The organism is Sphaerospermopsis sp. LEGE 00249 (assembly GCF_014299995.1).
GTDB lineage: Bacteria > Cyanobacteriota > Cyanobacteriia > Cyanobacteriales > Nostocaceae > Sphaerospermopsis > Sphaerospermopsis kisseleviana.
On sequence record NZ_JACJUZ010000038.1, the window covers coordinates 23220 to 49609 of the forward strand.

Annotated in this window: 22 protein-coding genes; 9 read left to right on the plus strand and 13 right to left on the minus strand. The window is 36.3% G+C overall.

Annotation, left to right across the window (positions count from 1 at the left end; all coding sequences use genetic code 11):
* Nucleotides 1-330: 330 nt before the first annotated feature.
* Together H5968_RS14165 and H5968_RS25155 are read left to right on the plus strand one after the other, a co-directional pair.
* A complete protein-coding gene (locus H5968_RS14165) occupies nucleotides 331-1587 on the plus strand; it encodes a VCBS repeat-containing protein (protein WP_187040477.1) in 1257 nt (418 codons plus the stop codon).
* A 32-nt stretch (nucleotides 1588-1619) separates the two neighbouring features.
* Nucleotides 1620-1790, plus strand: a complete 171-nt coding sequence (locus H5968_RS25155; RefSeq protein ID WP_222620676.1) for a hypothetical protein — start codon at nucleotides 1620-1622, stop codon at nucleotides 1788-1790.
* A gap of 91 nt (nucleotides 1791-1881) precedes the next feature.
* On the opposite strand, the gene H5968_RS14170 is transcribed toward H5968_RS25155, so the two are convergent.
* From H5968_RS14170 to H5968_RS14200, 7 genes are all read right to left on the minus strand, one after another.
* On the minus strand, nucleotides 1882-2649 hold the full coding sequence (locus H5968_RS14170) for an MBL fold metallo-hydrolase (RefSeq protein WP_187040478.1): 768 nt from the start codon (nucleotides 2647-2649) through the stop codon (nucleotides 1882-1884).
* Nucleotides 2650-2652: 3 nt separating this feature from the next.
* Nucleotides 2653-3252: an aminodeoxychorismate/anthranilate synthase component II gene (locus tag H5968_RS14175; RefSeq protein WP_137668606.1), complete on the minus strand. Its 600-nt coding sequence runs from the start codon at nucleotides 3250-3252 to the stop codon at nucleotides 2653-2655.
* Nucleotides 3253-3381: 129 nt separating this feature from the next.
* Nucleotides 3382-3837, minus strand: coding sequence for a diacylglycerol kinase family protein (locus tag H5968_RS14180; RefSeq protein ID WP_187040479.1), 456 nt, complete (start codon nucleotides 3835-3837; stop codon nucleotides 3382-3384).
* Between the two features lie 141 nt (nucleotides 3838-3978).
* A complete protein-coding gene (ybeY, locus tag H5968_RS14185; protein WP_187040480.1) occupies nucleotides 3979-4509 on the minus strand; it encodes an rRNA maturation RNase YbeY in 531 nt (176 codons plus the stop codon).
* A 13-nt stretch (nucleotides 4510-4522) separates the two neighbouring features.
* Nucleotides 4523-4678, minus strand: a complete 156-nt coding sequence (locus tag H5968_RS14190) for a DUF3285 domain-containing protein (RefSeq protein ID WP_096572817.1) — start codon at nucleotides 4676-4678, stop codon at nucleotides 4523-4525.
* Between the two features lie 114 nt (nucleotides 4679-4792).
* Nucleotides 4793-5906 (minus strand): peptide chain release factor 2 gene (gene prfB, locus H5968_RS14195; protein WP_096571591.1). Its coding sequence is split into 2 segments (ribosomal slippage): nucleotides 4793-5833 and nucleotides 5835-5906, totalling 1113 coding nucleotides; the frame shifts between segments, so codons are not numbered across the junction.
* 49 nt (nucleotides 5907-5955) lie between these two features.
* On the minus strand, nucleotides 5956-6096 hold the full coding sequence (locus H5968_RS14200) for a hypothetical protein (RefSeq protein WP_187040481.1): 141 nt from the start codon (nucleotides 6094-6096) through the stop codon (nucleotides 5956-5958).
* A 367-nt stretch (nucleotides 6097-6463) separates the two neighbouring features.
* Here H5968_RS14200 and H5968_RS14205 point away from each other — a divergent pair, with 367 nt between their 5' ends.
* Nucleotides 6464-6793: a multidrug efflux SMR transporter gene (locus H5968_RS14205; RefSeq protein WP_187040482.1), complete on the plus strand. Its 330-nt coding sequence runs from the start codon at nucleotides 6464-6466 to the stop codon at nucleotides 6791-6793.
* 111 nt (nucleotides 6794-6904) lie between these two features.
* Here H5968_RS14205 and H5968_RS14210 read toward each other — a convergent pair whose 3' ends face one another.
* The gene (locus H5968_RS14210; protein ID WP_187040483.1) at nucleotides 6905-8851 is read right to left on the minus strand and encodes an FAD-dependent oxidoreductase; all 1947 of its coding nucleotides are present in this window, start codon (nucleotides 8849-8851) and stop codon (nucleotides 6905-6907) included.
* 527 nt (nucleotides 8852-9378) lie between these two features.
* Here H5968_RS14210 and H5968_RS14215 point away from each other — a divergent pair.
* A complete protein-coding gene (locus H5968_RS14215; RefSeq protein ID WP_187040484.1) occupies nucleotides 9379-15810 on the plus strand; it encodes a hybrid sensor histidine kinase/response regulator in 6432 nt (2143 codons plus the stop codon).
* 45 nt (nucleotides 15811-15855) lie between these two features.
* On the opposite strand, the gene H5968_RS14220 is transcribed toward H5968_RS14215, so the two are convergent.
* The 5 genes from H5968_RS14220 to H5968_RS14240 form a co-directional block, all read right to left on the minus strand.
* On the minus strand, nucleotides 15856-16089 hold the full coding sequence (locus H5968_RS14220) for an element excision factor XisI family protein (RefSeq protein ID WP_187040493.1): 234 nt from the start codon (nucleotides 16087-16089) through the stop codon (nucleotides 15856-15858).
* Nucleotides 16090-16190: 101 nt separating this feature from the next.
* Nucleotides 16191-16403, minus strand: a complete 213-nt coding sequence (locus H5968_RS14225; RefSeq protein ID WP_187040485.1) for an element excision factor XisI family protein — start codon at nucleotides 16401-16403, stop codon at nucleotides 16191-16193.
* 152 nt (nucleotides 16404-16555) lie between these two features.
* The gene (locus tag H5968_RS14230; RefSeq protein ID WP_187040486.1) at nucleotides 16556-16885 is read right to left on the minus strand and encodes a XisI protein; all 330 of its coding nucleotides are present in this window, start codon (nucleotides 16883-16885) and stop codon (nucleotides 16556-16558) included.
* Nucleotides 16873-17286, minus strand: a complete 414-nt coding sequence (locus H5968_RS14235) for an element excision factor XisH family protein (protein WP_187040487.1) — start codon at nucleotides 17284-17286, stop codon at nucleotides 16873-16875. The genes H5968_RS14230 and H5968_RS14235 overlap by 13 nt, the downstream gene beginning before the upstream one ends.
* Before the next feature lie 444 nt (nucleotides 17287-17730).
* Nucleotides 17731-18840, minus strand: a complete 1110-nt coding sequence (locus H5968_RS14240) for a response regulator (RefSeq protein ID WP_187040488.1) — start codon at nucleotides 18838-18840, stop codon at nucleotides 17731-17733.
* Nucleotides 18841-19799: 959 nt separating this feature from the next.
* On the opposite strand from H5968_RS14240, the gene H5968_RS14245 reads away from it, so the two are divergent.
* From H5968_RS14245 to H5968_RS14265, 5 genes are all read left to right on the plus strand, one after another.
* Complete coding sequence (locus tag H5968_RS14245) at nucleotides 19800-20573, plus strand: ABC transporter permease (protein WP_187040489.1); 774 nt, start codon at nucleotides 19800-19802, stop codon at nucleotides 20571-20573.
* 135 nt (nucleotides 20574-20708) lie between these two features.
* Nucleotides 20709-21617 (plus strand): ABC transporter ATP-binding protein, encoded by a 909-nt coding sequence (locus tag H5968_RS14250; RefSeq protein ID WP_187040490.1) that lies wholly within the window; start codon nucleotides 20709-20711, stop codon nucleotides 21615-21617.
* A gap of 43 nt (nucleotides 21618-21660) precedes the next feature.
* Nucleotides 21661-22050 (plus strand): DUF2358 domain-containing protein, encoded by a 390-nt coding sequence (locus H5968_RS14255; RefSeq protein WP_187040491.1) that lies wholly within the window; start codon nucleotides 21661-21663, stop codon nucleotides 22048-22050.
* Between the two features lie 43 nt (nucleotides 22051-22093).
* A complete protein-coding gene (locus tag H5968_RS14260; protein ID WP_096571579.1) occupies nucleotides 22094-23281 on the plus strand; it encodes a TRC40/GET3/ArsA family transport-energizing ATPase in 1188 nt (395 codons plus the stop codon).
* Between the two features lie 284 nt (nucleotides 23282-23565).
* Nucleotides 23566-26310 (plus strand): GAF domain-containing protein, encoded by a 2745-nt coding sequence (locus H5968_RS14265; RefSeq protein ID WP_187040492.1) that lies wholly within the window; start codon nucleotides 23566-23568, stop codon nucleotides 26308-26310.
* Nucleotides 26311-26390 lie beyond the last annotated feature (80 nt).

Below are 26390 nucleotides of genomic sequence, written 5' to 3' on the forward strand. Positions count from 1 at the left end.
ACTCAGTAAAGTTTGTAATTGCTAATCTCAATTATTTTAGCCAATTTTGAATTACTCAGATCCCCGACTTCTTCAACGGGGATCTAAAGGTATTGTCAACAAAACAGGATTTGATGCTTAAATTCTGACATTGATCAACAAAAAATAAAAGTTTTTTTGATTGCTCATGGATAACTTTTAATTTTTCATAATTCATCATTTTCAACATCTCTAAAATATCTATAAACAATAACAATTGTCCGTTATTTTTTTTAGTAAATGTTTGTTATTTACAGAATCTTTATTTTCCATAAATTAAAACTTTATATTAATTACTCATAAAAACAGACCATGCCTAGTAAATCAGGATTAGATTTAAATACAACAAGTTGGGCGGTAGAATCTCGCCAAACATCACAAGATTTGACAAGCCCTCTTGATATCTCACTGCCCGGTGGTGGTAGTTCTGCACCTTCACCAGCAGATTCATTATTGCCCCAAATGCCAAGTGATTTACCTACAAATAATCTACCCACATTACCACCTTTAAGTGCTAACCCAAATCCCAATCCTTATTTAACCAGTGCCGCCATTGTTCCAGATTTCAATGGTGATGGAAAAACTGATAAAATGTGGGTGAATGTCCAAACAGGTGAAATTTTAGTGCGCCTGATGAATGGTACAACAGTTATTGAACAGGCTTCTTTAGGTACTTATGACCTATCAACCTGGAGTTATAAAACTGCTGATTTCAACAGCGATAATAAGACAGATTTCTTATTACGCAATGAACAAACTGGTGAAAATGTAGTTGTCTTAATGGATGGAACAAGAGTTGCTAGTTTCCTGACATTAGATAGAGTTGATCCAGGTTGGAAAGCAGAAATTGGCGATTTTAATGGCGATCGCAAAACCGATATTTTCTGGCGTAACAACACCACCGGTCAAAATGCTATTTGGCAAATGGACGGAACAACTGTAGTTAGTGCCACTGTTTTAGAAACCACAGATGTAGCTTTAACAGCAACCATCGTTGACTTTGATGGTAACGGTAGAAGCGATATTTTCTGGCGCAATACTACCACCGGCGAAAACACAGCTTGGTTTATGGATGGTAGCGAAGCCACCAAATACAATTTACAATCTCAAGATGTCTCTTGGGGTTATTCTCTTGGAGATTTCAACGGCGACTTAAAGACAGATATTTTGTGGCGCAACACTGCAACCGGTGAGAACAAGATTTGGACAATGAACGGTATTTTTGTTACCGAAGGTGTTGTTAACACTCTTGGCGAAGGTTGGACTGCTAAAATTAGTGATTTCAACGCCGATGGTAAAACCGATATCTTCTGGCATAATGCCACAACCGGCGAAAACACAGCTTGGTTAATGGATGGTACTAGCATCAGTTCTGAAGCCTTCTTACCCAGCAACACCCCTGGTTATACCGCATCTCTTGGTGACTTTAACGGTGATGGTAAGACTGATGTTTACTGGAGAGATCAACAAACAGGTGCAGATAAAATCTGGACTATGGATGGAACAATCGCTACTGAAACACCTATTGCTGATGCAGATAAGCTGACTCCAGAATGGTATACAGCATAAGTGATTGGGGACTGGGGATTGGTGACTGGTGATTGGGAAGAAAAAACTTGATCCTGACTCCTGTACGGGCGAAGCATTCGGGCGATAAATTATCAATTTTTATCCCAGGTTGTTTTCCGAATGCTTCGCCCCTACGACTCCTGGAACTTCTGACTCCTGACTGTTGCTATATCAAGATTTTCAGAATTAAGAATTATTTGTAACTAAAAATTAGCGATCGCACTTTTGATTTAATCTGACTAAATCTGAAAAAAAAGGCGATCGCTTTTTGTTTGCAGTCTTGTTTTCACCAAGTTAAAATTGATAACTCAAAACTTGAATTTCCGTACTTTCCGGCAATGTACCAGAAGCAATATTCACCGTATCCCCATTATTGCGGCGCACATTCACACCCGACATTAAATTCAGAAAATCATCCACAGGTGTAATATCACAACTATTAGGATCAGCGGCTTGAGTGCGATAATGGGTAGGAATCACCAACTTAGGATTTAACACCCCCACAGCTTGTTTTGCTTCTTGGGCATTATAAGCTTTAGCACTACCACCCACGGGAACTAAAGCTACATCAGGACGACCCATGAGGATTTTTTGTTCAAGAGAAATAGGTGCAGCCGCCCCACCTAAATGTAAAATATTAATTCCCCCCTGAGTCCATTTCCAAACAGTATTTTTACCAAATTGTCTGCCACCTTTGCGATCGTGATCTATAGAAATTCCTTGAAACTTCAAACCTTTAAATTCATACACACCCGGTTCATAAATCAGCTTAGGATTTCCCGGTAGTCCTTCCACCGCACCTTCATCTAACAATTGACTGCTAATCATTACCAAATCCGCTACAACTTTGGGGGGACGATAACCAGCAGTACAACCGAGATTCCGAAAAGGATTGACGAGAATTTTTACACCCCCACCAGTAAACAAAAAGCAGGTGTGACCCAACCACTGAACTGATACACCACTAGATTGGGCATTAACTGGCAGGTGAGAACTGAAATTAGTAACTAAAGCAGTTGCTAAACCAGCACCAGCATAACCCAATAATTCTCGTCGTTTCATGAATCACTCTCTTACCTGTAATTGTTCCAGAAAATTTCTGAGTAACTGCTTACCCGCAGCAGTTAAAACACTCTCTGGATGAAATTGGACTCCCTGAATGTGAGGATAGTTCCGGTGCTGTACTCCCATAATTGTCCCATCTTCCACCCAAGCGGTGATTTCTAATACTTCCGGGCAAGTCTCACGGTCAATCACTAAACTATGATATCTGGTAGCTGTAATAGGATTTTCTAATCCTTGGAAAACCCCTACTCCCTTATGAGATACTAAGGAAGTTTTACCGTGCATCAATTCTGGTGCGGAAACAATTTTACCACCAAATACTTGACCAATACTTTGATGTCCTAAGCAAACACCTAAAATTGGTAAACTAGAACCCAGGTTGGCAATTACATCTAAGGAAATTCCTGCATCTTCTGGACGACCAGGACCTGGAGAAATTACCACTGCATCTGGTTTTAAAGCCTTGATTTCCTCTACAGTGATTTTATCATTACGAAAAACTTTTAAATCAGCAGCAACTGGGAAATCTACGGCTAGTTCTCCCAAATATTGTACTAAATTATATGTAAAACTATCGTAATTATCAATAACTATAATCACAATTTGTACCTAAGACAATTTTAGATTTTGGATTTTGGATTTTGGATTTTAGATTTAGGTTGGTAATTGGTAATTGGTAAAAAATCCAATTACATCAATCATATCGAAAATTGCACTGTTAGAACCCCTTTAAATAGCAGTCATGATTAAAGCTAATAAAGGGGGAAGTAAAAGTATAGCAGCCACTAGCAAAGCTACAAAAGCAGATACCAGTACAGCCCCAGCAGCGCAATCCTTAGCGATTTTAGCTAAGTCATGGTAAGTTTGCTTAACTGTTAAATCTACCAAAGATTCAATCGCTGTATTCACTAACTCCAACGTCAACACCAAACCGCTAGTGATAGCAATGATAGCTATTTCTACAGGTTTTAGGTGCAAAAAAAGACTCAATGCGATCGCAAAAGAGCCAACAGCTACATGAATACGAAAGTTGCGTTGAGTGTGAAAACTATAGCTGATTCCAGCCCAAGCATACTTAAAACTCACAAATAAATTAGAGGCTATTTGCCAGGAAAACTCCCGTTCTTTAGACACAAGGGTTGGTAAGCGCTTTGGTGTTGCTGATGGGGAAACTTGTTGGGACATATACTGGAGAATACAAATCTTATCAGGTGGTAATCTTGATTAATTTTAAGGGTAGAATAAGAGTTTGAGGCAATTTTAAAGAATTTGTGACAATAATTTTGTAATCATCGCCACCCAATGTCAATATCCTGTCTACATCCGCTATTTTAAGTTAACAATAATACCTACCGAATGTAGTAAAATTACTTGTTTTTTTAACATTTCCATCAAACTTTCCTCATCAGGATGATCCCAGCCTAAAAGATGCAATAACCCATGAGCCGTTAACCAAGCTAACTCTGTGGTTAAACTATGTTCCTGTTGTTCAGCTTGACGAGCAGCAGTATCTATAGACACAATGATATCGCCCAAGTACAAAGGTTGAGCAGCCAGCATTTCCTCGGTTTGGGGGAAGTTGTTTTCTAAGGCTGCAAAGGCTAAAACATCTGTGGGTTTATCTTGTTGACGATATTGGGCGTTTAATTCTTGAATTTCGGCATCATTTGTCAAACGCAGCCCGATTTCATAACTTAAAGCCTGTGGAAGTTCAGGAGTGAGAATTTCCAGCCATTTTTGAAACCAGCTTTCCCAGATGTTTTCCGCTACAACTGGGGAAGACTCTTGATCACAGTTTTCTATAAATATTTCAAATTTAGGGGGTTCAAATTTAGGGGGTTCAAATTGAGAAAGCACGCAATCACCTTTGTTAGCGAGTGAGGTAAGCAAGACCAACTAAGACAGCTAACAATCCTACAGCAGTTAGTCCAAAATGTTTGAGGGATGTGCCACCTTTTCTTACCATGTTTCGCATGGCTAGTTTGACGTAGCTGGGTTTGGGTTCGTTTGCAGGAGTATTGCTCATGATTTTTTGATTCATCTGTCTACATATAACTTTACATCATTTGGGCATTGGGCATGGGGCATTGGGTTATTCATCCTCCCAGTCACCAGTCACCAGTCACCAATCACCAATCACCTAACCCTCTACCAATTGATTTTCTTGCCGCAGATAGGCTTGAATGAAAGCATCAATTTCACCATTCATCACGTCAGTAATGGCGGTTGTTTCCGTATTTGTACGTAAATCTTTGACCATTTGGTAAGGATGAAAGACATAGTTACGGATTTGGTTGCCCCAGGAAGCTTCTACCATATCACCGCGAATTTCGGCGATTTCTTGGGCGCGTTGTTCTTGGGCAATGACTAATAATTTCGCTTTGAGACGGGCTAGGGCTTTTTCTTTGTTTTGCAGTTGAGAACGTTCTTCTGTACAACGCACTGCTAAACCTGTGGGGATGTGAACTATTCGCACTGCGGTTTCCACTTTGTTGACGTTTTGCCCACCTTTACCACCAGAACGAGATGTAGTGATTTCTAAATCTTTCTCTGGTATTTCCAATTTTACAGAGTTATCTATTTGTGGCATAACTTCCACCCCGGCAAAACTGGTTTGTCGTTTACCGTTGGCGTTAAAGGGGGAAATTCTGACTAGGCGATGAGTACCAGTTTCCGAACGTAAGTAACCATAGGCATAACGACCTGTAATTTCTAGGGTAGCTGATTTAATGCCCGCTTCGTCGCCTTCTGATTCTTCAGCTAATGTGACTTTGTAACCGTGGTCTTCTGCCCAACGGGTATACATCCGCATGAGCATAAATGCCCAGTCTTGGGCATCTGTGCCACCTGCACCGGCGTTAATGGTTAAAACTGCACCTTGAGAGTCATAAGGACCCGATAGTAATTGTTGTAATTCCCACTGGTCAAGGTCACGATTTAATTTAGTAACGGTGGTTTCTGCTTCTTGTAGTAGTGCTTCGTCGGTTTCTAGTTCTAATAGTTCAACGACTGCTTTTGTATCTTCTAGATTTGCTTGCCATTGATAATACTGATCCAGGTGAGATTTCAGATCGTTGAGTTCTTGTAATGTTTGTTGTGCCTGGTTTTGGTCGTCCCAAAATTCTGGCTGGGCTGATATTTGTTCTAGGTCTTGAATTTTGGCTTTGAGTGCAGGTACGTCAAAGATAGTCCTGGGTTTTACCCAGGCGGCTAGACAACGTTTCGATTTCGCGTTTGAGTTCTAGGACTTCCATAGTTGAATCAAGTTTTGGGCGAATAGAAGGCGCAATAATATGGCTACATTTACCGTACAGTATACGCTACTACACAAACAATGTCTACCAGAGTGGACTGGTGAGTTGAGCGATCGCTGTTGATATTTTTGATTTTAGCTGTAGTTGGAGAATTTTTGGGAAAACCGCTGGTGTTAATTACCGAATCCACAGTTACCAACAAATTAAATATAAGTTTTTCTTAAATATAAGTTTTTCACACGATGTGACATTTTATTAGGTATTTTACGCTGTCATACGTTATTAAATTCTTCAAATCTATACTTCCGCCAATGCTGAGAAGTTAGGTGGTTTCTATTGTTTCTCAAGATTATAGTTCATTTGCTGGTTTTACCGCAGCTATGGGAGATTATTTACAGCTTATTCCTTTATTATGAGGTACATCATCGCCCCCTCATCGCTTGCGGGGAGGGGGTTGGGGGTGGGTTTCTTGTACGGTAACAGAGTTGAAAGTAAAGTATTTTATAGAAATTCGGTTGTTTTCTAGAGATAATTGAAAAACCCTAATTTTGCACTGTATGTTAATAAGTTGGCTTTACCTAATTATAGCAATTCTGTTTGAAGTTTCTGGTACAATTTGCATGAAACTTTCTCAAGAATTTACTAAAATATTACCTTCAATTTTCATCTTTGTATTCTATGGACTTTGTTTAACTTTTTTGACTCTTTCTCTCAGAAAACTAGAAGTTAGTATTGTTTATGCAGTATGGGCGGGTTTGGGTACTGTTTTAATTAGTATTATTGGTATTGTTTGGTTTCGTGAATCTTTTACGCTGATGAAATTTGTATCCATAGTATTAATAATTGTGGGTGTGATCGGTTTAAATTTAAGTGAATATGGCAGGTGATAGGGAACAGGGAATAGGGAATAGGGAATAGGGAAGAAATTTATTCTTATTATCCTGACTCCTGACTCCTGACTCCTGACTCCTGACTCCTGACTCCTGACTCCTCCTATATTAAATTTGCAACATTCCCTCTGGATTAACTGTTAAAAGTGTTCGTTGCTGCAAACCTTCACGGTGTAAAATTTCATTCGCAGCTAGTAAACCACTACTCACAGCCCGTTCCATTAAACCACAAGGAAAAGGCATTTTTACCCAATCACCTGCAAAAAATAAATTAGTTAAAGTTGTGGTAGTTTCTGGACGTTCTGTATAACTATTAGGTGGATATCCAGAAAAGTTATGTTGATTAACTAATTCTCGATGTAATAATTTGGCTTGTTTTAACTCAGGAACAATATCATAAAGTTCCTCTTCAAAAGTTGTTAACAAAGCTTCTTGGTTAGGAAATTCCTTTTCTTTGTAACAGTAAGCGTGTAATTCTACTACACTTCCCCCGGTTTTTTTTGCCCATTCAATAAATTGGGTTTGAATGCGATGATAAAGAGTAATACTGTCAGTTAATTTGTAACCAGATAAAGATGTAAAATTGCTATGTTCCCAATTAAAATCTTGATCAAACCAGAAACGACAAACAGCAAAAGGATCAGCAATACTTAATTTTTCAATTTGCGATCGCACTTGTTTCACATTTTTATCTATATCCCCACTCATCCGTTTAAATAATTGTTTTACTCCGGGAACATCCGTAGCTAAAACATAATAATCAGCGTTAATTATTTCTGGTGATGATGACTCTGGATTAACTGCTAAAAGTTGTAAATTATCATCTTCTTTTTGTACTACTTTAAATTTAGCTAAATCTCTTTTTGCTGGTCCTTTAACCACTTTTCCATCTGCTGTAAATACAGCACCATGACAAGGACAGTGAAATTGTCCATCCTCTGCCATTTTCACTGTGCAACCTTGATGGGTACAAGTTAAAGAAATTGCTTCCTGATTGTCTTTTTTGACAGCATAAACTTCATCAGCAGCACCAAAATATTCTATCTTTTCATCCTTGACAACTGAATTACGCTGCACCCAAAAAGGCACTGTATGATTATTGTCACCTACAAAATATTTAACTTCCGATATTTTACCTTCATTCGCCACAATTTCACTCACATTTGCATCTGTAATAATTTTTCCATTTTGCAAAATTGCCTCAGCAATAGGTTGGACTAAACTTGTCCCCATATCGTCTTTTGTACCATTAAAAGCTAGTCCTTCAGGATTACCAAAAAAGTAAAAATGGAAAAACTGCATTAATTCCCCAACACTCATTAAATCTGGTGCATTTAAACTAGATTTAGCAAAAGGAAGAAAATACAAATCATATAAACCTTGGGGAAATTCACTCTTCACCCAATCAGCAACAGATATATTATCAAAACGCTGATAATTTTTATCTCTTTGAAAACCTGTAATTGCTTGAAATACTTGTAAATGCTTAATTTTGGTGAGATTTATTCCCCATTGTAAGCGATTAGGAGAAGCAATAGCTAAGTCGATAATATTCCAAGGAAAAGCAGAATGACTAGGACGAAATACCTCCGGTTGATATGGAGAATTGTGGTAAACTACAGAATAATAATTTAAGGATTGAAAATTATCTTTTATCCCCAGTTCAGAAACTACACTATTTAAGTTATAATACTGTGGAAAAAAACCATGAAACCCATGTTCCATTCTAAACGTTTCACCCGCAGCTTCTATTTCCCAACTGGCAATTTTCCCCCCCAATTGCGGAGATTTTTCTAGCAATGTGACAGTGAAACCCCGTTGCACTAATTGATATGCACAAGCTAAACCAGCTAAACCCCCACCAATTACCGCAACAGTTTTGTTAGTATTTAATATCTTGGGTAAATCCAGATTATCTGGTTGAAAGACAGAAGGCTTTGGTTTACTAAAACGAGAGTAACCTGTAACTCCCACTATCGTACCCACACCAAACAATTTTAGCAGTGTACGCCGAGAAATGGTAGATGATTCTGGTAAATTAAATAGTTGGCTCATTGGTGACACAATTAAATTCTCAATTCAATTCTCAATTCAATTTTCCCGATGTCTAAAAGCGTAAATTAAACGCCATCAATGTGAAAATTACAAGATTCTTTGATAGTGTAATATATGATCTATTAATTGGCTACTCTGTATAGATAACAGGGTAGACTTAGTATAATATAGATTTTAGTTAAATTTGCAATTCCTTGGTCAAATTACGAGAGACAAGTACCTTGAAGAGAATGTTTGAAAAGTCGGAGAGGTAGTAAAAAAGATTTTTTAGTATAATATATAACTCAATATTACATAGCACACCTGTGAGCAATATGGTGTGTAATTGATTAGACTGGGAAATGCTATATTGACATCTAGCCTTTTATCACTAGTTATACTAAAAACGGATGATTTCTAGACTTTTACCCAGGCAAAAATCTTTGTATAGCAATACTCTTAGCGATTTAAATAGTAAGTCTGTAACCCGTTTTTAGTATATACTTAAAATTATTGAAGCTTTTCAGTTTATTTTGCCATTACTTCAGATGATTTCACTACCAGATATCACAATTATCAGCCAAATTTACGAAAGTGCTAATTCACTCGTATACCAAGGCATATTTAATACAAATCAGCAACCTGTGATTTTAAAACTTCTTAAAGAAGATTATCCCACACCTGCTGAACTTTACCGCTATCAACAAGAATATGAAATCACTCATAATCTTAACCTAGCGCAAACAATTAAAGCTTATGAGTTGAGAAAATACCAAAATACTCTGCTCATGTTATTAGAAGATTTTGGAGGACAATCATTAAAAATTCTCTTGAAAGATGATCATTTTTCTTTACTAGAATTTCTCAATCTGGCTATTGAGATTACAGATATTTTAGGAAAAATTCATCAAAAAAATATTATTCATAAAGATATTAATCCATCTAATATTGTTCTCAATTCTCAAACAGGACAATTAAAAATTATTGATTTTGGTCTATCTACTCGTTTATCCCAAGAGAATATTAGCCCACAAAGTCCGAATATTTTAGAAGGAACATTAGCTTATATTTCTCCAGAACAAACAGGAAGGATGAATCGTCCCCTTGACTACCGCAGCGATTTTTATTCTTTAGGAGTCACTTTCTATGAATTGTTAACTAATCAATTGCCCTTTACATCTTTTGAAGCAATAGAATTAGTTCATTGCCATATTGCTAAACAACCAATACCTGCTTATTTTTTAGTTAAAGAAGCAAGTGAAATCCATCAACTTATATCTGATATTATTATGAAGTTGATGTCCAAAAAACCAGAGGACAGATATCAAAGTGCTTGGGGAATCAAAGCAGATTTAGAAACTTGTCTGACTCAATATCAAAACGGTACTCTCCAAAGATTTACTTTAGGATATCAAGATATTTCTCCTCAATTACAAATTCCCGAAAAACTATATGGTAGAGAATTGCAAATTGAGAGTTTATTAACAGCTTTTGAGCGTACCAGTTTGGGGCAACCAGAACTGATGTTAATTTCTGGATATTCTGGTATCGGTAAATCAGCTTTAGTCCACGAACTTTATCAGCTAATTACTGAAAAACGCGGATATTTTATTAGTGGAAAATTTGATCAGCTACACCGTGATATTCCCTATCAAGCGTTAGTTGCTGCGTTTCAAGAATTAGTGCGACAATTGCTGACGGAAACTGAAATACAATTACAACAATGGCGAGATAAAATTTTATCTGCATTAGGAGGAAACGGACAAATTATTATTGATGTTATTCCCGAAGTTGAATTGATTATTGGCAAACAACCTACTGTACTGGAATTAGCTCCCACAGAAGCACAAAATCGCTTTAATTTAGTTTTTCAAAACTTTATTCAAGTATTTTGTCAACAAGAACATCCCCTCGTTATATTCCTAGATGATCTGCAATGGACAGACAGTGCTACATTACAATTGCTCCAGTTAATCATGACTCATACTAATACTAAATATCTGTTTTTAATTGGAGCTTATCGAGATAACGAAGTCAGTGCTACTCATCCTGCTATGCTAAGTGTAGCAGAAATGAAAAAGCAGGGGTTAGTAGTTAATCATATTTCCCTTTCACCTTTAAATTTTCATCAAGTTAATCAATTTATTGCCGATACACTCAAAACTAGTTGTAACCATACCCAAAAATTAGCCGAATTGGTTGGGGAAAAAACCCAAGGTAATCCTTTCTTTATCAAGGAGTTTATTAAATCACTTTATACAGAGCAATTGCTAAAATTTGATATCCCTACTGGTATGTGGTCATGGGATTTAGAACAAATTATCAATAGTAGTATTACTGATAACGTTGTCGAATTAATGACAGAAAAAATTCAAAGATTATCAGATGCAGCCCAAAAAGTTTTACAGTTAGCTGCTTGTATTGGTAATTCTTTTGATTTAAAAACCCTAGCAGTTATCAATGAAAAACCTGAAAAAGAAATGGCTCAGGAATTATGGGAAGCGATGGAATTTGGATTGATATTACCTATTGGTGATGACTACAAGTTTCTACAAACAGATAGAGAAACTAATGAATTGAAAATTATTTATAAATTTGCCCATGACCGCATTCAACAAGCTGCATATTTCCTCATTCATGCTGAGAAAAAGCAAGCTGTTCACTGGAAAATTGGACAACTTTTATTACAAAATACTTCACAACAATTACTCTCACAAAAGATTTTTGATATTGTTAATCAGCTAAACTTAGGTATTGCAGCAATAAATGTTAAATTAGAACGAGATCAACTTGCTCAATTAAATCTCATTGCTGGTAAAAAAGCGAAAGCTTCAGCAGCTTGGGAAACTGCGGGAAATTACTTCAGAATTGGTAGAAATTGTTTGAGTTTAGATAGCTGGGAAAGTGAGTATGATTTGACTTTGGAGTTATATGTGGAAGCTGCTGAGGTAGCCAGTTCCTATGGCAATTTTCAGGAAATGGAGAATTTAGCCAGTATAGTTTTACAAAAGGCTAATTCTTTGCTAGATAAAGTAAAAGTCTATCAAATTAAAATTCAATCTTATACATCACAAAATAAACCCCTACAAGCTATTGAAACTGCACTATCAATATTAAAGATGTTGGGAATTAACCTGCCCCAAAAACCTCATAAAGTAGATATTTTACTCAAGTTGGTAAGGACAAGATTAAATTTTGCAGGTAAACCTATTGAGAAGTTAATTGATTTACCGGAAATGACTAATCTTTATAAATTAGCAGCAATGCGGATTTTATCTGATGTAACTGCGGCTGCTTATTTTGCAATACCTGAACTTTTTGCTTTAATTGTGTTTGAACAGGTAAATTTATCTCTGAAATATGGCAATACTCCTAGTTCTTGTTATGCTTATGCTACCTATGGATTGATTCTTGCAGGGGAAGTTGTGGGAGATATTGAATCTGGCTATCAATTCGGTCAACTTGCTTTAAAATTATTAGATAAATTCAATGCGAAAGAACTGAAACCAAGAGTATTTTTTGTGGTTAATTTCTTTATTAGACATTGGAAAGAACATCTGCAAGCAACTTTGACTCCTTTACGGGATGCTTATGTAATTGGATTGGAAACTGGAGATTTGGAATATGCTGCTTATGCGGCAACTTCCTATACTCATCATGCTTATATTCTGGGACAGGAGTTAGGAAAGTTAGAACCAGAAATGGCTATTTATGCTAATTCTCTCAAACAATTAGGACAAGAAACTGGTTATTATTATATTGCCATTAATCGCCAGTTAATTTTGAATTTAATGGGGCAAGCTGAAGATAACTGTCGTTTAATTGGTGCAAGTTATGATGAGGAGAAAATGTTGCCGATTCATCGTCAAGCTAATGCCCAAAATATTTGTCATTACCTTTATTTTTATAAGATATTTCTGGGTTATTTATTTGCAAATTATCAACAAGCTATAGAATATACTCAGTTAGTGGAAGCATCTCAAGATAGTGCTGTAGGTAGTATTCCTTTGTCAGATTTTTACATATCTTTAATTTACTTGGCTATATATACTGATGTTGTTAAATCTGAACAAAAACGCATTCAAAAACTGGTAAAAGCTAAGTTAAAAAATATTAAAAAATGGGCGCGTTTTGCCCCGATGACTCATTTACAAAAGTTCTATCTGGTGCAGGGAGAATTGCATCGAGTGTTGGGGGAAAATATTAAAGCTATTGATTGTTATGATTTGGCTATTGCTTTAGCTAAAAAAAATGATTATGTGAATGAAGAAGCTTTAGCTAATGAATTGGCTGCTAAATTTTATCTAAATTGGGGAAAAGTGCAGGTTGCCCAAGGTTATTTGATTAATGCTTATCATTGCTATTTGCGTTGGGGTGCAACTGCTAAAGTTAAGGATTTAGAACAGCAATATCCACAACTTTTACAGCGATTTACTAAAACTAATATGTCTTTAGATTCACGTAATAGTTTACCTAGTACCTCTGGTAGTAACGCCGGGGAAGTGTTAGATTTAGTAGCACTGATGAAGGCTGCTGTAGCAATTGCTAGTGAAATTGAATTGGATAAATTGTTGATTTCTTTGATGAGAATTTTGTTATCTAGTGCGGGGGCGCAAATTGGTTATTTGATTTTGGAATCTTTGGGAGAATTACGAGTTGAAGCGTCTAGTGAGGCAAATTCTGAGGAGGTTTTAGTATTACAATCAATTCCTATTGAATCTTGTTTACCTGCATCTATTATTTATTATGTTGCTAGAACTAAAGAAGGATTGATTGAAAGTAATGTTGCTCGTGAAGGTAGATTTACGCAAGATGTTTATATTAAAAAATATCAACCAAAATCAGTTCTTTGTGCGCCATTGTTGAATCAGGGGCAATTCATTGGGATTGTTTATTTAGAGAATAATTTAGCTGATGGTGTTTTTACACCGGAACGTTTAAAAATAATACAAATGCTTTCGACACAAGCGGCGATCGCTCTGAATAATGCTAGACTTTATACTCAATTACAATCGGCACAAAATCGCCTGAATAAATTCCTTAATGCTATTCCTTTGGGTATTTCTGTTCATGATGCTAAAGGAAAATTGGTTTATACTAATCAAGTTTCCCAGCAGTTATTCCAAATTCAAGAGTTACCAAAAGCAGAAATTGAACAACTTTCACAAGCCTATAGCATATATCGGGCAGAAACTAATCAAATGTACCCAGTAGAACAGTTGCCTATTGTGCGCTCTCTTGGTGGCGAAAAAATACGGGCGGATGATTTAGAATTACATTCTAGTGAGGGAATTTTACCTTTAGAAGTCACCAGTACGCCAATTTTTGATGAAATGGGTAATGTGGAATATGCGATCGCCGCCTTTCAAGATATTAGCGATCGCAAACAAGCAGAAAAAACCTTGATTGAAAATGTCCGTTTAGAACAAGAAATTAACGAACGCAAAAAAATAGAAGCAGAACTCGAACGGGCGAAAGAGTCTGCCGAAACTGCCAACCGCGCTAAAAGCACATTTCTTGCTAATATGAGTCATGAATTACGAACTCCCCTCAATGCTATTCTCGGTTTTTCCCAATTCATGAACCAAGACAAAAATCTATCAAATGAACAAAAAAATAATCTTGATATTATTCATCGCAGTGGAGAGCATTTGTTGACACTAATTAATCAAGTTCTGGACTTATCTAAAGTTGAAGCCGGACGCATAATTTTATCCACAGCTAAATTCGATTTGTATTACCTATTGGCTGATCTTGAAGATATGTTTACTTTGAAAGCCAAAGATAAAAACTTGCAGCTAATATTTGAGCGATCTTTTGATGTTCCCCAATATATCCACACTGATGAGATTAAATTACGACAAGTGCTGATAAATTTAATAAATAATGCCATTAAATTTACCGACTTTGGCAGTGTATCTGTGAAAATTGGACTTAACAAACAGATAGAGCAGGATCAGCGAGAAACAACAATTACCTTTGAAGTTGCAGATACAGGAATTGGTATTGCGGTTGAGGAACTGGAGAATTTATTTCAACCCTTTGTACAAACAGCATCGGGACAGAAAATACAGCAAGGAACGGGATTAGGATTAACAATTAGTCGTGAATTTGTACGCTTAATGGGAGGTGAAATGACTGTCATTAGTGGTGGTAAAGTCTTCACCCCTGGAACTTCTTTACCTGTCTGTGACAATACATTAAAAAATGTGGATATAATTTCTTCTTTATCGTCCTCTGGTACTACTTTTAAATTTGATATATTAGTAGGCATTGCGGAAACAGAAGAAATAAAAAATAAACCTCAGCGCGATCGCATTATTGCCTTAGCGCCTAACCAACCTCAATATCGCATTTTGGTAGTGGATGATCAAGACTATAACCGCCAACTGTTAGTTAAACTTTTACAACCTGTTGGTTTTGACGTACAAGAAGCTAATAACGGTGAAGATGCCATTAAAATTTGGCATGAATATTCACCCCATCTGATCTGGATGGATATGCGAATGCCAGTAATGAATGGTTATGAAGCCACGAAACACATTAAAAGCACAACTCAAGGGCAAACCACAGTTATTATTGCTGTAACTGCCAGTGCCTGGGAAGAGGAAAAGACTATAATTTTATCGGCTGGCTGCGATGATTTTGTTCGCAAACCTTTTTACAAAGAAACCATATTTGAGATGATGGGTAAATATTTGGGAGTCCATTATATTTATCAAGAAAAAGAGCCACTTTCTCAGCCTGATAATTTAATTATAGAATCATTAAGTTTAACTGAGTTATTAGCAGCTATGCCAAAATCATGGATTGTAAATTTGCATGAAGCCGCCCTTGATGCAGATGTAGAATTAGTCTCGCAAATCCTAGAATCAACTCCTGAATCTCATACTTTACTGCGTCAAACTTGCCAAGATTGGGTGAAGAAGTTTCAATTTGAAAAGATTTTGGATTTAACTGAATCATTACTCATTTTATAAAAATCATTTTACCAAAGAGCGATCGCCTTTTTCATTATGATACTTTTAACCCACAGCATAGTCACTCATTTCCCTCATGAAAGAAGGATGGAAACCTAGTACAATATCTTGTTTTGGTACACCCAAAGCAACCAAATCTGCTGCAATATCATGCTCCGTTGAATTGTAGAAAATCCAGATTTTTTCATTACGAATATCAAGATGTATTACACAATCATGCACCCATCGCTGATGCTGCCAACCTAGATAGGGCTTGCTGAATAAATGTGAAACCCAGATAAATCAAGGGGTTGGGGACAGCTAAAAAAGAAAGTAAGTGCAAGATTTTTGAGGGGGATACTCCCAAAAGCGTGCATTTTGAGTTGAATAAGTCATAAAATCTAGGGATAACAGATAGCCCAAACTCTTGCCTGCCCCCACAAAAAGACTTTTTCAGCAAACCCTAGATAGACAATTTGATAGTGATTTCGCTGCGTATCAAAAATAGTCTCAACTTCAATCTCTCCATAAGCTGGCTTAACTTCTGCATAATCCATCAACAATTGCTGTACAATTTGCTGATAGTTCCTTAATTTATCTGTTATGTCTTCCATAGTGAAATTTGCTCCAATTTAATATTGGAAACAGATAAAAATTCTTATTTTATAAGCATTTTAGGCTGATAAAATTCTCACTTATTATTTAGGATTGCCATATAGTAATTTTACAAATTTACAGGATACCATGCCTATTTTATCAACTTTAATCAAGCAACTCCATATTTGGTATAAGGACGTTTGTATGGGGGATGCAAGCCTAAAACAATATCTGTAGCTGGAACTCCTCTTTCCACCAACTCTTGAGCAATATCAGCTTCTGTCATATTGTGCTGAATCCAGATTTTGTTGTCTTTAATGTCTAAATGAATGTAACAGGAATAAATGCGATTTAAGTCCTGCCAACCAACATCTAGAATTTGATAATGATCATGTTCTGAATCAAAAATGAGTTGACATTCAATATTTGGCTCATTTGGGGTAGCATGGTCTGTTAATAATTCCCGGATAATTTGACGATATTTATCTAGTTTGTCCATGCGATTATCTCCTCAGTATCGGGTTTATATGCTATTATTTTTAAGGCATATTTTGAAATTGCTGCTTGAGTAAAACGCTCCTGAAAAAAAGTATTAAAAATATCAATAGGAACGGCTAAATAGAGGATACGCTCTGGCTCTGTCATTTCCAAGGCAAGACGATAATTAAGAAACTGACCTAGCGCATTATGAAAATCAGTAATTGCGGAAGTATTGATAAAGCTTTTAACTTCTACCGCAATTTTTTGGTCATCTTTTTCAGCCGCAAATACTTTTTCAGCAGCTAGATCAATTTCTAGTTTAACACGGTCAATCCGAATGATTAATGGGTCGCCTGTAATAGTCCATCCGTCTTTAATTAAAGCTTGCTTAACGGCTTCGTGGAATAAGTCTTTGGCCATACTGAAATATCTACAACTCTTTTCCAATACATAATGTACACACTACACCCTATCCTCTTGCTATGCAAATTTACGAAAGTACCCTACATTTCTTCATATACAACTTGCACAGGTAACTTGAACAGCAGCAATAGACATTCAGAGCAAATATCGTTCGTTATTTATCAAAAATGCTGTTCTAAACCTCTTTAATAAACTGTTGAAATTCCCCTATAATTGTCAGTAAATCGTTATCAAGTTCTCGTTTTTCTTGTTCTTTAGTGATAGGACGAAACAGCGGATGACCACGACTATCAAAACCAATTTTTCAATATTTATTGCAACAAAATGGAGTTTATGCACAACTTTGGCAACAAAGTCATCAAGCACATAATTAATACATAATTAATACATAATTAATACATAGTTAAATAGATGGTGTAGATATTTCCTTATATTTACCCCCTAATCTTTCACCTCACGCACAGTCATCGAAAAGCCATCTCCTAACTTAACAGCTATCAAGTCATAACATTTCTTTTGCATATTGGTTTCCCAAAAAAAATTTTCTTCAAGTCTTTCTCCTGTTTCCACTACCTGGATTAACTGTTCAAAAAAACCGGGAATGAGTTGATTTAAGAATTTCTTTTGCCCTAAATTATTAGTCAATTCTTCTCTCTTTTTACCCAAGATTTTCGCATAGACAGGATTAACTAATAAATAGCGAAAGTCTTCGATTTCTCCAGTTATCATATCTCTCACGGCTTGCATAGCAGCAATTCCATCTCTGGAACTATTTAATAAACTGGCGAGAAGGGCGCGAGATTGGTAGAGAATTTCTGCGGTTTGCTGATGTTTCTCAATTTCTTGTCGTAACTGGTGTTTTTGTTGTTGTAAAGTGATTTGAGTTTGAATCCGGGCGATCACTTCTTCAGTTTGAAATGGTTTGGTAATATAATCTACTCCTCCCACCTCAAAAGCTTTGACTTTATCAAAAACTTCGTTTAAAGCACTGAGAAAAATAATCGGAATATCTGAAGTTTCTGCTTCAGCTTTCAGCATTGAGCAGACTTGATAGCCATCAATATCTGGCATTTTGATATCAAGTAAAATCACATCTGGAGGGTTATTGCGGACGGTTCGTAATGCCATATTACCGTTGGTAACAGTGCGAACTTTATACTCCTGTTTAGTTAAAATATCATATAAAAAATGCAGATTTTCGATGAGGTCATCAACAATTAAAATATTACCTTTGGGGTCTTCAGTTTGATAAGTTTCCTTTTCGACAATGTTTATAGAAGATTGAGTAGAGGCAGCGTTTCGTTGTAAAAGTAAATTGCGAAAGTTACTTTTGTTGACTTTTTCTCCCATTAAGTCGGAAAGGCGTTTCCATAATAATGAGGCTAAATCTTTAATATGCCCCACACTTATGTATAAACTATCTGCAACAGCATTATAGGTTTCATTTTCCCAAGCAGCTTTGAGGATTCCTTTCTCTGGAAAGGTTAGTTTTTTACCTGTTTTGGATTCTAGGGTTGAGTCTACCCATTGGATTGCTTCTTCAAGATTCATCAGTAGTTGAATGTCATTTTTTAGGGTTTTTGATCATGCTATTTTGTAGTTTATTTTACAGATAGAATTGCAATTAGCGATCACAGCTACCTCTAGTAAGTGTTTATATATGTAAATGTTGGCTACTTTTTCAGTTATATTGACCGTCTTTTCTCTTCATTTCTTTCCAAAGTCAAATAGATTTATCTATAGGATTTGTATATCATTACAATTAACTATTCATATTATACATTTCTTTCATCAGACGCTTTACCACTTACTTTTCTGATGAATTATATCCAGCGTTGGTCTCACTATCAATACCTTTAAAAGTATTTTAGATAAAACCAGACTTGATCCGACCTCAAGATCCGACTTTTCCGACTAGCACGTAGGATCAAAGGGTATTAAATTTAAGAGGATGTTTGAAAAGTATCAGAATTAATCGAGATCCCCCTAACTTACAAGGGTAGGTTTTTTACATTGTCGTGAGGGCAAGACTTGGTGGACAAGGTGACAAGGGAGGAAAACAGTACAAAGTCTGTATTTTTAGTCACAAAAATAGTCCGTCAAAAAACCATTGTCCGTATAAAATCTTCCTTGTCCATCCCTTCGACTACGCTCAGGACAAGCCTTCCTTGTCTTCCTGGTCTTGCCTTCACAGATCATATTAAAAACCTACCCCTGTGATCCCTTGAAAAGGGGGGCTAAATTCCTCAAAGTCCCCTTTTTTAAGGGGGATTTAGGGATATCTGCGGGTGTCAAATCCCACACGAAAAAGTTTTCAAACAACCTCTAACTGCCGCATCGTCGTCACTTTGATTTTTGGTAGTAAGCATTGCAACAATGTTAGGATATCGAACATGGGCTGTTTGTGACTTTCGAGTTGTTTTTTTGGAAGATTATAACTCTACTACATCAGTCCTCTCTTCATACTCTTTTTTTGACCAAGGTATTGATTTGTAAATCAGATTATCAAGATGAAATATTGGCGTGAAACTATAGCTGTAACTCAGCGCATCTTAATTGAACTGTTACGACGCAGACGCAGCTTAATTTTTTGGAGTATTTTCCCCATCTCCATTTTAATTCTCAATGGATTTATTTTGGCAGAACGGGCAAAATTAACCATGTCTGAAGCTTTGGAAAATGCTGCACCTTCAACTTTGGTAGGTGCTGCACTGTTTTTTAGTTGTTTGGGTGGAAGTGTTGCTACTGTAGTCGCAGAAAGAGAACAGCAAACTCTCAAACGCTTGTTTATTTCTCCGTTAAGTGGTACATCTTATTTTTTGGGAATTTTTCTCGCTCATAGCTGTATTGGTATTGGACAAACTCTTTTAGTGTATACTATAGCTGCTTTTTGGGGTGCTACTTTTCAAGGTTCGATTTTCTTAGGAATTATCATCATTTTATTCAGCATCATTGCTTATGTTGGTTTAGGATTTATTTTAGGTACACAATTAGCTAGACGCATTGAAGATGTTAATGCTTTGGTGGCTGCTTTTGGTGTACCTTTATTAATTTTGGGTGGAGCATTTTTACCAACTTCTTTATTTCCCCAAACTCTGTTAAATATTGCGAGATTTAATCCCATTTATCACATGAATGAAGCTCTTTTAGGAGTGTGGGCTAAGGGGGAAAATTTTCATAATATCATTTTACATTTGTGGTTTTTATTCTGGTTTGCCATGATTATGTTAGCCTGTGGATGGGTATCTTATCAACGAATGTTGATGGTGGAAAGGAAGCTTTAAAGCAATTGATAATTGATAATTGATAATTGACAATTGTTTCATTCAAGGTTTAAAACCTCTCCTTTGAAGGAAAAAAAGAAAAAAATCCGCTATGTAATCTATAAGTATATCAAACAACAGATTTAAATTGAAAATATGCTCAGAATTAAAAATTTAAACAAGTCCTACAAAAGCCGAAAAGTGCTGCAAAATTTAACATTCAGTATTCAGCCAGGAGAAGTTTATGGTTTATTAGGTGCAAACGGAGCAGGTAAAACAACAACAATCAATATTATTTGTAATCTCCTCAAAGCTGATAGCGGTTATATTACAATCAATCATCAACCGATTTCGGAAGCAACAAAAAAATTAATTGGTATTGCTCCTCAAGAAAATCTTTTATATAAAACCCTTTCTTGTGCAGAAAATCTGCAATTTTTCGCTGACATTTACGGTTTAGATCGAGAAACCAAACAACAACAAATAGAAGCAACTCTCAAATCTGTAAACTTATTAGATAGAGCTAAAAGTCCCGTAGAAACTCTCAGCGGCGGAATGCAAAGACGGTTAAATATTGCTGTTGCTTTAGTACATCAACCCCAGTTAGTCATTCTTGATGAACCCACTACAGGTTTAGATATTGAAGCACGATATGAAATTTGGCAATTAATTCGTAATCTTAAAAATCAAGGAATGACAATTTTATTAACTACCCATTTATTAGATGAAGCAGAAAGACTTTGTAACCGCATTGGTATTTTGAAAAATGGTAAAATATTAGCAGAGGGTAGTTTATCCGAGTTAAAAACTTTAATTCCCGGACAAGAAATTGTCATGTTACAAACAACACAAGAAGAAGAGGCGATCGCCCTAGCTCAAGAATATAATTTCATACCCCGACGTTATGGTAATGATTTAGCTTTTTTACTACCAGAACCGTTAGAATTAAAAGAAATCCTTGCTAAATTTGATAGTATACCCATTGATTCTATTTCCCGTCAACCTGTACGCTTAGAGCATATTTATGTAGAAATAACCCAAGAAAAATTGAAAATTGAAAATTGAAAATTGAAAATTAAACCCAATCACCAATTACCAATTACCAATCATGGATATTTTAGCAACACTTAAAGCCGACTATCAAAGATTTCCAGTTAATCAAACTTACAGCATTTATGCAAAGGATGTTTATTTTCAAGATGCTGTATTTAAATTTCGGGGTTTAGAACTTTATAAATGGATGATTAAATTCATTCAAACATTTTTCCTCAACCTCAAAATGGATTTACATAATATTCAACAACAAGAAAACACAATTAAAACCGAGTGGACACTTAGCTGGGATGCTGCATTACCCTGGAAACCAAGGATATCTATTTCTGGTTGGAGTGAACTACGTCTCAATAATGAAGGTTTAATAATTTCCCACATTGACTATTGGCACTGTTCCCAATTAGATGTACTAAAGCAACACCTATTTTCCAGAAACAAAGGATAATGTAAATAAATGTAAACAAAATTCAGGTAGGACAGAATCATTCATGCGCGTAATTTTAATGACAGGTAAGGGAGGCGTAGGTAAAACCTCCGTCGCAGCAGCAACCGGACTTCGTTGTGCAGAACTCGGTTATAAAACATTAGTTTTAAGTACAGATCCTGCTCACTCCTTAGCAGATAGTTTTGATCTAGAATTAGGACACGACGCAAAACAAGTGCGCCCAAATTTGTGGGGTGCAGAACTCGATGCACTGCAAGAATTAGAAGGAAACTGGGGTGCAGTAAAACGTTATATTACCCAAGTTTTGCAAGCACGGGGTTTAGAAGGAATACAAGCGGAAGAACTGGCAATTTTACCAGGAATGGATGAAATTTTCGGTTTAGTGAGAATGAAACGTCATTATGATGAAGGAGAATTTGACGTTTTAATTATTGACTCCGCACCCACAGGTACTGCATTACGTCTTCTGAGTTTACCAGAAGTTGGTGGTTGGTATATGCGGCGTTTTTATAAACCTTTTCAAAACATCTCCGTAGCACTTAGACCTCTAGTTGAACCGATTTTTAAACCCATTGCTGGTTTTTCTTTACCAGATAAAGAAGTAATGGATGCACCCTATGAATTTTATGAACAAATAGAAGCACTAGAAAAAGTATTAACTGACAATACACAAACCTCAGTGAGACTTGTCACCAACCCAGAAAAAATGGTGATTAAAGAATCGCTCCGCGCTCATGCTTATCTGAGTTTATATAATGTAGCCACAGATTTAGTTGTAGCTAACCGCATTATTCCCAAAGAAGTTGAAGATCCATTTTTCCAACGTTGGAAAGAAAATCAAGAACAATACCGCCAAGAAATTCATGAAAACTTCCTCCCTTTACCTGTGAAGGAAGTACCCTTATTTTCTGAAGAAATGTGTGGTTTAGCTGCATTAGAGAGACTCAAAGAAACTCTCTATAAAGATGAAGATCCAACTCAGGTTTATTACAAAGAAACCACTATTAGAGTTGTGCAGGAAAATAACCAATACAGCTTAGAACTTTATTTACCCAACATTCCTAAAAGCCAGATTCAACTGAGCAAAACCGGGGACGAATTAAACATTACCATTGGTAATCATCGCCGTAACTTAGTTTTACCCCAGGCTTTAGCCGCACTGCAACCAGCAGGGGCAAAAATGGATAATGATTATCTGAAAATCCGCTTTGCTGACGGTGTGAGAGTTTAGGAGATAGTTGATAGTTGATAGTTGATAGTTGATATTTATTAACTGTCACCTGTCACCTGTCACCTGTCACCTGTCACCTGTCACCTATTCCTTAACGATAATTCTGCGGAAGTTCAGCAAAAAATGAATAATCGTTAAGCCCATACCTTGACCGTACTCCCACGGAAGACAAAGTTATCAAAAAACAATTTAACTTTAATTAAAAATAAGAATAGACTATAATTAATGTATGAATAGTTGTATAAAAAATGGTTTCCGTCCCTCCACTAGACCTGCGAACAGGCATGGCTCAAGAAACGTTACTGCGTAGGATTACAAATCGTATCCGTCAGTCCTTGGAACTAGAAGACATTATTACAGCAACCACAGCCGAGGTGCGTTCTTTGTTGGGAACTGACCGAGTAATGATTTATCAATTTCATGATGATGGTAGTGGTGAGGTTATTGCTGAATCTATTTATGAAAATCGTTTACCGTCATTGTTGGGGTTGAATTTTCCTGCTGATGATATTCCTCCTCATGCACGGGAATTATTTATTAAGTCGCGGGTGCGTTCTGTAGTCAATGTAGACTCAAAAGAAGTTGGCCAAAGTCCTGTGCGTAACCTAGAAACCGGAGAAATTATTTCTGAGGATCTTCTTTACCGTCCTGTAGATCCATGTCATATAGAATATTTGACAGCTATGGGGGTAAAATCTTCAGTAGTAGCACCAATTATTTATCAAAATCAACTGTGGGGATTATTAACATCTCATCATTCTCAAGCACGTGAAGTAGCAGAATATGAACTAGATGCAATGCAGATGGTAGTTGAGCAAGTATCTGTTGCGATCGCTCAAAGTAATCTTCTCACCCAAGCCCGTGCCAAAGCAGAAAGAGAAGCTATTATTAATCGTATTGCTACACTACTGCATTCACTACCAACAATAGTTTTACAACCAGCTTTAGAAGCTACAGTTGCAGCCTTTAATGGTGTTGGTGGTAGATTATGTATTAGACATAATGCCTTTGACTTACAACATAGTCAATTTAAATCTTTAAGAGAATGTTTAATTCCTGGTAGTAATTGTCTCCAGCTTTATGTATGTGGAGAGCAACCAGTTATTCCCAACCCAAATATATATCCATTTTTAGAACAATATAGCGTTTGGCAGGAACATTATAAATCTGGAGAATATGAAATTTGGGCAATTAATGATATCTACCAAGATTCTAATTTAAGAATTATTCAACTAGCATTTAAACCCACAAAAATTCGCAGTATTTTAATGATTCCCCTGCACTATCGGCAAGAATTAGTAGGATATTTAAGCATTTTTCGTAATGAAATAGAAACAGAAACCCTGTGGGCGGGGAAATTTGATCCAGACAATAGACAACTTTATCCCCGGATGTCCTTTGAACTGTGGAGAGAATCAAAAAAAGCACAAGCGCAAAAATGGACAAATGAAGACATAGAACTAGCTGGAGAAATTCGCAAACACTTTGCTTCAGCGATTCAACAATATGAACTTTATCAACAGGTGCAAAAGTTCAATGAAAATTTAGAAAAACAAGTCCATAAACGGACACTGCAAATGCAAAGAACAGCAGAACAACAACAAGCTGTATTTGGAGTCATCAATAAAATTCGGGAGTCCCTGGATACTGATACTATATTTAAAACTACAAGTAAGGAAGTTTGCAAATTAATCAAAGCAGACCGAGTTTCTGTTTATAAATTTACAGAAGATTGGGGTGGAGAATTTGTTGGTGATTTTGAAGCTACCAGTCCTAATTGGTTTAATGAAACTAAACTAGGAATTAATACAATTTGGAATGATACTTACTTACAAGATACTCAAGGTGGAAGATACCGCAACAATGAAACCTTTGCAGTAGATGATATCCATAAAATGGGATTTACCCCCTGTCATGTCGATATTTTAGAGCAGTTTCAAATTCACGCTTTTGTATTAGCTCCGATATTTATTAGACAACAACTCTGGGGTTTACTTTGCACCTATCAACATACTGGTCCCCGGCAATGGAAAATTTCAGAAGTTAATTTTATTAGTCAAATAGCCTCACAGTTGGGAGTAGCTATTCAACAAGCTGAATTATTAGTAAAAACTCAGCAGCAAGCGGATCAACTTACACAAACATTGCATGAATTAAAAGCCACTCAAACCCAACTAATTCAAACGGAAAAAATGTCATCTTTAGGGCAACTTGTAGCTGGTGTTGCCCATGAAATTAATAATCCAGTTAACTTTATTTCTGGAAATCTCATCCATATCAATGAATATGCTGAAGATTTGCTGAATATGCTAGATATCTATCAGCAGAAATATCCTGAACCCTGCGAAGAAATTATAGAACTAGCAGCAGAACTAGATTTAGAATTTCTCCTAGAAGATTTACCAAAAACCTTATCTTCTATGAAAATAGGGGTAGATAGAATCCGGCAAATTGTCTTATCTTTGCGGAATTTTTCACGTCTTGATGAGGCAGAAATGAAAGAAGTAAATATTCATGAAGGCATTGATAGCACATTATTAATTTTGCAGCATCGTTTAAAAGCCAGACCTGAATCTCCTGGTATTGAAATTATTAAAGAATATGGTGATTTACCATTGGTAGAATGTTTTGCCGGACAACTCAATCAAGTCTTTATGAATGTTTTGAGTAATGCCATTGATGCTTTAGAAATTTACAGAAAACATACAGAAGAAAGTGCCAAAGAAAATCCCAGGTCAGGAAAAATTACTATTTCTACCACTGTAGGAGTAATGAATGACAATGAAAAAAGTGCAGTCATTCAGATTAGAGATAGTGGACCAGGAATGCCAGAAACTATCAGACAAAGAATATTTGATCCATTTTTCACCACTAAACCCATAGGAAAAGGTACGGGTTTAGGTTTATCAATTAGTTATCAAATTGTAGTGGAAAAACACAACGGAATTTTCAAATGTGATTCTCAATTGGATGTAGGTACACAATTCTGGATTGAAATTCCTATTAAACATATAGTGATTAGTCATTAGTCATTAGTCAGGAGTCAGGAGTCAGGAGTCAGGAGGCAAGAAGTAATATCTTATTCTCCCCAGTCCCCAGTCCCCAGTCC